The following is a 7,402-nucleotide window of genomic DNA, read 5'->3' on the forward strand; positions in this document are numbered from 1 at the left end:
TTACTATATATTTTCTTTGATTTCGGTCAATTTATATATCACATATACCGGGATTTCTATTTTGTCTTTCTTTACTTCAGGGGGAAAGGGCAGGAATTTTGCTTTTTTTGCTGTTTCAACGGCATTTTTATCAAGAATCGGGAATCCTGACGATTCAGCGATTGTGACTTTTATAAGGTTTCCATTTCTGTCTACCGTTAATATTAGTTTTACTGTTCCCTGAATTCCCATTTCCCGTGCTACAATTGGATATTCTTTTTTCTTTTCTAACTGAGAAATTACGGAATTTATGTATGTTTGTTTCCAATCAAGAAAAGAAAAGAGACTTCCGCCCGTGTTTTTGCTCGTTTTATTTGCTGTTTCCGGTTTTGTAATCTGTGTTTTTTGATTTTTTTTCTTTAAAATATCTCTGTTTCCAGGTGATTTTTTGTTTCTTTTAATGCTTTTATGCTTCCCTTGATTGTTGTTTTTCTTGTTTTTAATGGTATTTTTTTTGTTTTGAACTTTCTTTCCCCTGTGATTTTTTATAGTTTTTATTTCAGGTTTTGTTATTACTGCCCTTTCTGTTTCATGATTTTTCTCTGCTTTTTTTCTTTTATTCTTTGTATTTGTTGTATATGTTTTCAAGGATACTTTGATCTTTCCGTTGTCTCCGGATAGGGAAAATCTTTTTCCCGTAGAGTAACTGTTTGCTGATATAATTTTCAAAATTACAAGGTGTAGTATTAAAGAGAGAGTTATAGTAACAATAAGGATTTTATTCCTTGAGGGTGAGTAAGTTGACATTGTTTATGCCTGCCTCTTTTAATCTGTCCAGAACTTTTATGAATGTTTGATAGCTGATATTTTTGTCGCCGGCAATATCTACTTCTGCAGTTTTTGGAATTTTTTCTATATCTTTTATCGAGGATATTTTTCCGTTTATAATAATTGTTCCGTCAGCTTTGATTTCTATAGTGTAATTCTTTTTGTTTTCGGTTACTTCCTGTCCCGATTTCGTTGCCGGAAGTGCAACAGAGACTTGATGTTTCTGATAGCTGTTTGTTAAAAGGAAGAATATGAGTAGCAGAAATACCATATCTACGAGAGGGGCTATGTCAAGAATTGAGCTGTCATCGTTTTTCTTTCTGAACTCTATCACCGTAAACCTCTATCAGAACTTCTTCCATATCCTCTTTTAGGGCAAGTTCTATCTTTTCTATAAGATTTGTAAGGTAAAAGTAGCCGAAGTAGGCAGGTATTGCAACGCATAACCCTTCTGCCGTAGTTAAAAGGGCAGTCCATATGCCGTTAGCCAGTTGTGCTGGATTAACATTGTATCCACTACCTGCTACGTTGTGAAAAGCTTCAATCATTCCTATAACGGTTCCAAGAAGTCCAAGGAGCGGAGCAATGGAAGAGGCAAGCCTTATGAAACCTACCCCTTTTTCACAGTCAGCTATTATCATGGAGCCTTTTATACTTAGTAGGTTTTCTATAACTTCTATTGATTGTATTCCGACAGATTCTATTATTTTCCTGATTTCCGGCTTAAAACCGTGCTTTTTTACTTTTCTGTAGAACCTGTTGAGGGAGAATACTCTTTCCAGAAAAACTCCCAGTGTAATTATGGACAGCAGAAAAATTACATATCCTACAAAACCGCTCTTTGCAAGAAGTTCCATTTTAGTCCTCGTCTTCTACCAGCTCTTCTATCTTTTTAGCTTCTCTTTCCGGTGGAACAAGAAGAACCGGAATATCCGCTTCATCTGTTACTTTCTGTGCGACACTACCAAACCAGAAAAGGTTGTATTTCATTCTTGCTTCTTCGTGTGTTCCGATGATTCCCATGGCTATGGATGTTGCGTTTTCTTTTTGTGCCAGATCAAGTATTGCATCTGCCGGTTCGTTGTTTTGAATAATTTTATATGTTGCTTCTTTTATACCAGTTGATTTTATGTGTTCTACGATTTCTTTCAATTTTTCTTCAGTTTCTAAATCTTTATCTCCATTTTTGAGAACATGAACTACTGTTACTTTATCGATGAGAGGTTGAAATTTAAGGAGGTATTCTATAGTTCTGAATGAGTTTTTGGATAGGTCTGTTGCTAAGATTATATTTTCAAAAATGCTTACTTTTTCATGCTCTTTAAATGTTGACGGAAATACAAGGACAGGAAACGCAGTTACTTTTATGAAAGTCAGAGCTGTAGAACCGAGGCTGCTAAAGAGAATTCCGAAGAAACTTCTTTTTTTTCTGTGTCCCAATATGACTAAATCGGTATTTTCTTCTATTGCTGTTTCAAGTATCTTTTCCACAGCTTTTCCCATTTTTACATGGTAGGAGGCTTCTATACCGTACTCTTCAAGAAGAAGTTTCCACTTTTTAAAGCCCTCTTCTGCTTTCTTCTTTTCCTTTTCAAGCTCACTCTTTAAAAGTTCTCCTGTTTTTGGAACTATAACTTTTTCGGGTTCTATTACGTAGAGAAACACAATCTCTTTGAGTCCTGCCTTTTTAAGTTTTATCAATTCTCTAAGTATTCCGAAGGAAAATTTTTCAAAGATTGTTGGAAATAGCACCTTCATCATTACCCCCTTTATGTTTTAAACTTTAACTATTTTATCAAAATAGTAACCGTTTTTGAGTTTTTCTGCTATTTCTCTCGCCCTTTTTATGGAAGATTGTCTGAAACTTATTTTGTAATTTATACCGTTCACTATTACGGTTCCCATATTTCCTTTTATTGAATTGAATGGACAGGTGCTTATACATTTTCCGCAGAACATACAGTTAGGTAAAAATCCTTCCGATTTTGAGAATGCATTTGCCGGACATGTCTCTTCCACCATGCATTGATAACAATTTCTACAGGTTTCTTTTATGAATTTGAAGCTTTCATCAAATTTCCACACGTCTTCGTATGTTATGGTAGATATAACTTTTCTTCCTATAACATTTGCAACCGGCAAGGGTATGTTTTTTTGTCTTTTATTCAATAAATTTACGTAAGTTTGATAATTATCTATCGGTTTTTTTATCCCCAGACCAACATAATATTCGACTCCTCCTCCGGTTTTAAACAGGCCAAAATAGTTTCTGTTTACCTTCTTTAAATCACATATTACCGAAAGGTTGGGTTTTTGGGGAGTGCTTCTTGTTCCGTTTCCTGTTACGATGCCGGTTGTTCCTGCGATGAAGATTTTTTCTCCTTCATGTATTTTAAAATGTTCGAGCGGATTTAGGGTTCCGCATCCTGAGAATGTGAATTCTCCAGGATTTAACGTGTCGGCGGAAAATATTGTTTTTACCGGTTTTTCTGATATGAATCCCATATAGTTTTTGACACATACTCGTGTAAATAGTAGTTTTGCGTAGGAAAAGTCTTTTAACGTGAGTTCTCGTTCGATGATTTCTTTCGTTCCGTCTATTTTCTCGCCAGTTACAACAGATTTTACTTTTTCTCCTTCTAAAAGTTTTTCTATAAATATTGGACGGGAAGCTATGCCATCTGCAATTCCCAAAGTTTCATTTGGTGCAGGTCCAACCAGTGTTTCTTCACCTTCGATGGTGATTTTTATAGCTTTTTTAAACTTTCCTGCTTCTGCAAATGGAAATTCAAATATAAGAGAAACTGCCGAAACTACAGCAAACGTGGCACAGGTAACAGCTTCTACTTTTCCGTAATCGGGAAGTTTTTGCTGAAGTTCTTCTATCGTAAATACACCTTCCATTTTGCCTCCCGGGATATTTTAACCTTTTTGGCGATTTGAATGATAGACTTAAACCTTTATAATAAAGCTGACTTCTATGTTAGGGGTGATGAATATGACGGTTGCCGAAAAGTTTAAAGCATTTATTAGATTATCAAAGCCTTTTAAGTTTTTGACAATGGTTTATCCTTTTCTTTTAGGGACGGTTGTCGCTATATGGGATGAGAAGCGTATTGATGTTGGACTTTTTCTCGTAAGCTTTTCCATACTGATGCTTGCTGTTGAGTGTGTTTATGTTCAGAATGATGTTGCTGATTTGAAGACGGATAGTGAAAATCCGTCAAAGTTTACAGGTGGTTCAAAGGTGTTAGTTGAAGGGCTTATCTCACCTAAAGAGGCTCTTTTTATTGCCTACGCTTCTGGTATTCTTGCCGTTTTGTTGGGACTTGTTTTTGTCTTTAAATATAGATTTTCGTGGAATTTCTATTTTCTCTGTTTTGTTCTATTCCTTATTGCTTACGGTTACACAGGTTGGCCTTTTAAGTTTGCATACCGTGGACTTGGAGAGGTAGTTTTAGCTTTTACCAATGCGATTGCTCCGACGCTTATAGCTTACATGTTTCAAACGAGACATTTTTCCTGGCTTCCAGTTGTTATGGCGCTTCCTTACATGATTTCCGTTTTTGCGCAGAAGATTTTAAGAGAGTTTCCCGATTATGAACCGGATAAAAGGGCAGGTAAGAGAAATCTCGTTGTGAGATTTGGAAAAGATGTTATGGCCAATGTTTATATAGTTTCGCTTTATTTTTATCTTGTTTCACTTATTTTTTGTGCGGTTTATCTTTTACATTTAGGACTTTCTATAGTTGTTACTGTTCCTATTGCTTATCTGTTCATTTCTGCCTATAACTTGATCAACATCGCAAAAAGTAAGGTCGATTTTTATAATGATTATGAGATTTTAAGACAGATGAACGGCAAGGGTTTTAAGTTGATGTTTGATACAAATATTGTTCTTATTATTGTTTTAGGTATGGATCTTTTGATAAAGGCGGTGAGAGGTTAACCCTCTCATCCGCTTATTGAGTAAGCTTTATCCGATTCTTTTATTAGCTTTTTCAGTTCTGTTTCGATTTCAACAGAGCCTTTCTTCCCTATAAATCTTAGTCTGTTTGCATATACGAAGAATTGTCTTAGCATGATTAAGAATGCATACATACCTTTTTCAGTGGTATAGACGTTCCCCCTTTCTTCCGTTACCATACCCATCAGTTTTACAAATTTAGATTCCCACCATAGTCCCCTTTCATATTCTACACCGAATCTCTCTCTGAACTTCTCTTTATTCAATCTTCTGCCAAAAAGGCTCATCATCATATAATATCTCATGTGCTCTTTAAATGCCAGCTTGTAAGAGCGCATTATTGTTGGGAATTTTCCCTCTTTTATAAGAGAGATATAAAGTGGGATGGTGTAGGCGTTCATGTTTACGTAGCCGTTTGCGAAAGAGAAGGAGCCGCAGCCGACGCCTATGTAATCCTGATAATCCACAATGTATTCGTCTATCATATCTATCTTTTTGTCTTCTCGCTTCCTTGAAAAGCACCAGGAGGAGGCAGGAATATATTTTTCTTTCATTGTCGGAAGAACAGTGTTGAAATACATATATCTTTCTTTATCGTAGTTAACCTGCCCCATCTGTTTGATGTTTCTTACATTTTGCTCGGCAACCATAAGCGGATAACAGGTTATCTGATCAGCTCCAAGTTCTATGGCTGTTTCAAGATCTGCTTTAAGTATTTCAGGTGTTTGGGTCGGTAAGTTAAAAATAAAGTCAAGGTTGACTATTCTGAATTTGCCTATTATTTCTTTTACTCTTTCTCTTATTTCTTCACCGCTTCCATACTTTTCGTATCTGCCTATCTCTTTTAGTAGTTGGTCATTGAAGCTTTGAATACCTATGGAAAGTCTATCAAGACCGGCATCCTGAAAGATTTTTACAGTTTTATCGGAAATTTTTGGATTAGCTTCGATGGAAATTTCGGTGATGTTAAATTCTTTTCTTATGTATTCGAGTATTTCGGCCAGTTCGTCAGGAACAGTTGTCGGTGTCCCGCCTCCTACATAGGCAGAATTGAAGTCATATCCTAAATCTTTATACATTTTAATTTCTTGTTTGATTGCCTTAAAATACTCTTTAATTGTGTGTCTATATTTGTTTATGTCGTAACTGTTGAAACAACAGAAGGGACAAACTTCTTCACAATAGGGAACATGAATGTAAAGAAGTTTCTTGCCTTTGCTGTTCATATCTTCTGCCGGCGGCTCTCCGACAGCTTTTCTGAATTTAAGAGTTTTTGATAACTTATATTTCATTGCAGGAACAAGGGCTGAATTGATTATGTTCATTCAGACCTCCCGATATGTTTAAAGAAAAAGTTTGAAAATAATTATAGTTTATACTGTTGAAAATATCCAACTTTTTGAAATAAATTAGTTTAACTTAATATTATTGTTCATCATTTAACATTCCGAAAAATTCCATAAAACCTACGGAGAACTTTTCCTGGAATAGTTCTTTCATCGGTTGAAGTTCCGCAGTCTGAATTTCATCTCTGTGGTCTATTATTCTTTTTAGTGCTTCTTTGCCGGTGAATACTTCCTTTGTTATTTTATCTAAGAAGTAGGCATCTATATATTTTCTGTCTTTTAAGTATAGTTTTCCTTTAAACACAGCACTATGTAAGTTTACTATCCAGTTGCTATCAAGGGAGATTAGATTGAGAAGGAATTCTTCTATCCAGCTTTTTTCACCGGGTGTTACTGCTTCAATTTCTTCAAGTATTTGCATAACACAGTAAACATCGCAGGACATGCGATTTTCGATCTTATTTCTCAAAGGAAAAATATCAAGTTTCTCTATTTCTTTTCTTCTCTTGATTATTTCTTTAAAAGCAGCAAAATCTTTTAACACTTTATCTTTTTTATAGAGTTCAACAGCAACGATCATTCTGTTTTCTACATATATTGCACCTTCACTGTCTGGAAGTTTTACGGAAATTTCCCAAGGATGAAATGCTTTAAGAGCTAAGAATAGAACCTTTTCGATTTCAAGCATTTTTATGGCCTCTTTTTAAAAATTTTCTCAAGTTTTTCTTCTAATTCTTCAGAAGAGATGGGTTTTTTAAGAAATTCGTCGAATATTTCTTTATGTTTTTCATATTCTTCAGGATACATTGTCAAAGCTACTACCAGAGTATCTGGATATTTCTTTTTGATATGTTTGGCTAATTCTATCCCAAGTCCGTCTTTTAGTTTTATATCTGTTATAACAACGTCGTAATTTTCCTTGCTCAGTTTTTTAATAGCTTCTTTGTAGCTGTCTGCCTGGTCGAGAATGCTAAAATGAATTTCTTTCTTAGACTCCAGTATTTTTAAGGCTTCTTCCATTACTAACCTTGTGAAAAGGACGTCATCAACTATAAGTGCTTTCAAGGTAAACCTCCAGCTTGGTATTTATATTATCTCAAATTACAGAGAAGCTTTGCAAATTTAAATATGGTAAATTCATTTTTGGGTGAGAGATATATATTTTTTGATACAAAATTCTAATTTGAGGGGAAATATGAAAATATGGTTGTGTCAATAATTTTGTGTAAACCATTAGGAGTACCTCCTGGAGAACATATCCTGAAGTTCTTCCTTAGCCTCA

Annotated in this window: 9 protein-coding genes; 1 reads left to right on the plus strand and 8 read right to left on the minus strand. The window is 35.0% G+C overall.

Translation table 11 applies throughout. The features are described 5' to 3' along the window. Nucleotides 1-3: 3 nt before the first annotated feature. Genes BLW93_RS05885 through BLW93_RS05905 form a run of 5 tightly spaced genes read right to left on the minus strand, consistent with a single transcriptional unit; the run spans nt 4 to nt 3,711 of the window. A complete protein-coding gene (locus tag BLW93_RS05885; protein WP_076713170.1) occupies nt 4-786 on the minus strand; it encodes an energy transducer TonB in 783 nt (260 codons plus the stop codon). Beyond that, nucleotides 758-1,141 carry an ExbD/TolR family protein gene (locus BLW93_RS05890; RefSeq protein WP_076713171.1) on the minus strand — a complete coding sequence of 128 codons (384 nt, stop codon included), beginning with the start codon at nt 1,139-1,141 and terminating at the stop codon, nt 758-760. Before BLW93_RS05890 ends, BLW93_RS05885 begins: the two co-directional genes overlap by 29 nt. Beyond that, nucleotides 1,113-1,664, minus strand: coding sequence for a MotA/TolQ/ExbB proton channel family protein (locus BLW93_RS05895; RefSeq protein WP_076713172.1), 552 nt, complete (start codon nt 1,662-1,664; stop codon nt 1,113-1,115). The genes BLW93_RS05890 and BLW93_RS05895 overlap by 29 nt, the downstream gene beginning before the upstream one ends. Before the next feature lies 1 nt (nt 1,665). Beyond that, nucleotides 1,666-2,565, minus strand: a complete 900-nt coding sequence (locus tag BLW93_RS05900; RefSeq protein WP_076713173.1) for a universal stress protein — start codon at nt 2,563-2,565, stop codon at nt 1,666-1,668. Between the two features lie 18 nt (nt 2,566-2,583). Further along, nucleotides 2,584-3,711, minus strand: coding sequence for a homocysteine biosynthesis protein (locus BLW93_RS05905; protein ID WP_076713174.1), 1,128 nt, complete (start codon nt 3,709-3,711; stop codon nt 2,584-2,586). A gap of 94 nt (nt 3,712-3,805) precedes the next feature. On the opposite strand from BLW93_RS05905, the gene BLW93_RS05910 reads away from it, so the two are divergent. Then, nucleotides 3,806-4,756, plus strand: a complete 951-nt coding sequence (locus tag BLW93_RS05910; RefSeq protein WP_076713175.1) for a prenyltransferase — start codon at nt 3,806-3,808, stop codon at nt 4,754-4,756. 5 nt (nt 4,757-4,761) lie between these two features. Here BLW93_RS05910 and BLW93_RS05915 read toward each other — a convergent pair whose 3' ends face one another. The 3 genes from BLW93_RS05915 to BLW93_RS05925 form a co-directional block, all read right to left on the minus strand. Then, nucleotides 4,762-6,099 (minus strand): coproporphyrinogen III oxidase family protein, encoded by a 1,338-nt coding sequence (locus BLW93_RS05915; protein WP_078058177.1) that lies wholly within the window; start codon nt 6,097-6,099, stop codon nt 4,762-4,764. Nucleotides 6,100-6,199: 100 nt separating this feature from the next. After that, nucleotides 6,200-6,808 carry a hypothetical protein gene (locus BLW93_RS05920; protein WP_076713176.1) on the minus strand — a complete coding sequence of 203 codons (609 nt, stop codon included), beginning with the start codon at nt 6,806-6,808 and terminating at the stop codon, nt 6,200-6,202. A gap of 2 nt (nt 6,809-6,810) precedes the next feature. Next, nucleotides 6,811-7,185, minus strand: a complete 375-nt coding sequence (locus BLW93_RS05925) for a response regulator (protein ID WP_076713177.1) — start codon at nt 7,183-7,185, stop codon at nt 6,811-6,813. Nucleotides 7,186-7,402: the final 217 nt, after the last annotated feature.

It is taken from the genome of Desulfurobacterium indicum (assembly GCF_001968985.1).
In the GTDB taxonomy this organism is placed as follows: domain Bacteria; phylum Aquificota; class Aquificia; order Desulfurobacteriales; family Desulfurobacteriaceae; genus Desulfurobacterium_A; species Desulfurobacterium_A indicum.

Bases quoted from the DNA above. Each gene is read 5' to 3' on its own strand.
- BLW93_RS05920 (WP_076713176.1), bottom strand. From the start codon at position 6,808: ATGCTTGAAATCGAAAAGGTTCTATTCTTAGCTCTTAAAGCATTTCAT.
- BLW93_RS05885 (WP_076713170.1), bottom strand. From the start codon at position 786: ATGTCAACTTACTCACCCTCAAGGAATAAAATCCTTATTGTTACTATA.
- BLW93_RS05915 (WP_078058177.1), bottom strand. From the start codon at position 6,099: ATGAACATAATCAATTCAGCCCTTGTTCCTGCAATGAAATATAAGTTA.
- BLW93_RS05905 (WP_076713174.1), bottom strand. From the start codon at position 3,711: ATGGAAGGTGTATTTACGATAGAAGAACTTCAGCAAAAACTTCCCGAT.
- BLW93_RS05910 (WP_076713175.1), top strand. From the start codon at position 3,806: ATGACGGTTGCCGAAAAGTTTAAAGCATTTATTAGATTATCAAAGCCT.
- BLW93_RS05900 (WP_076713173.1), bottom strand. From the start codon at position 2,565: ATGAAGGTGCTATTTCCAACAATCTTTGAAAAATTTTCCTTCGGAATA.
- BLW93_RS05895 (WP_076713172.1), bottom strand. From the start codon at position 1,664: ATGGAACTTCTTGCAAAGAGCGGTTTTGTAGGATATGTAATTTTTCTG.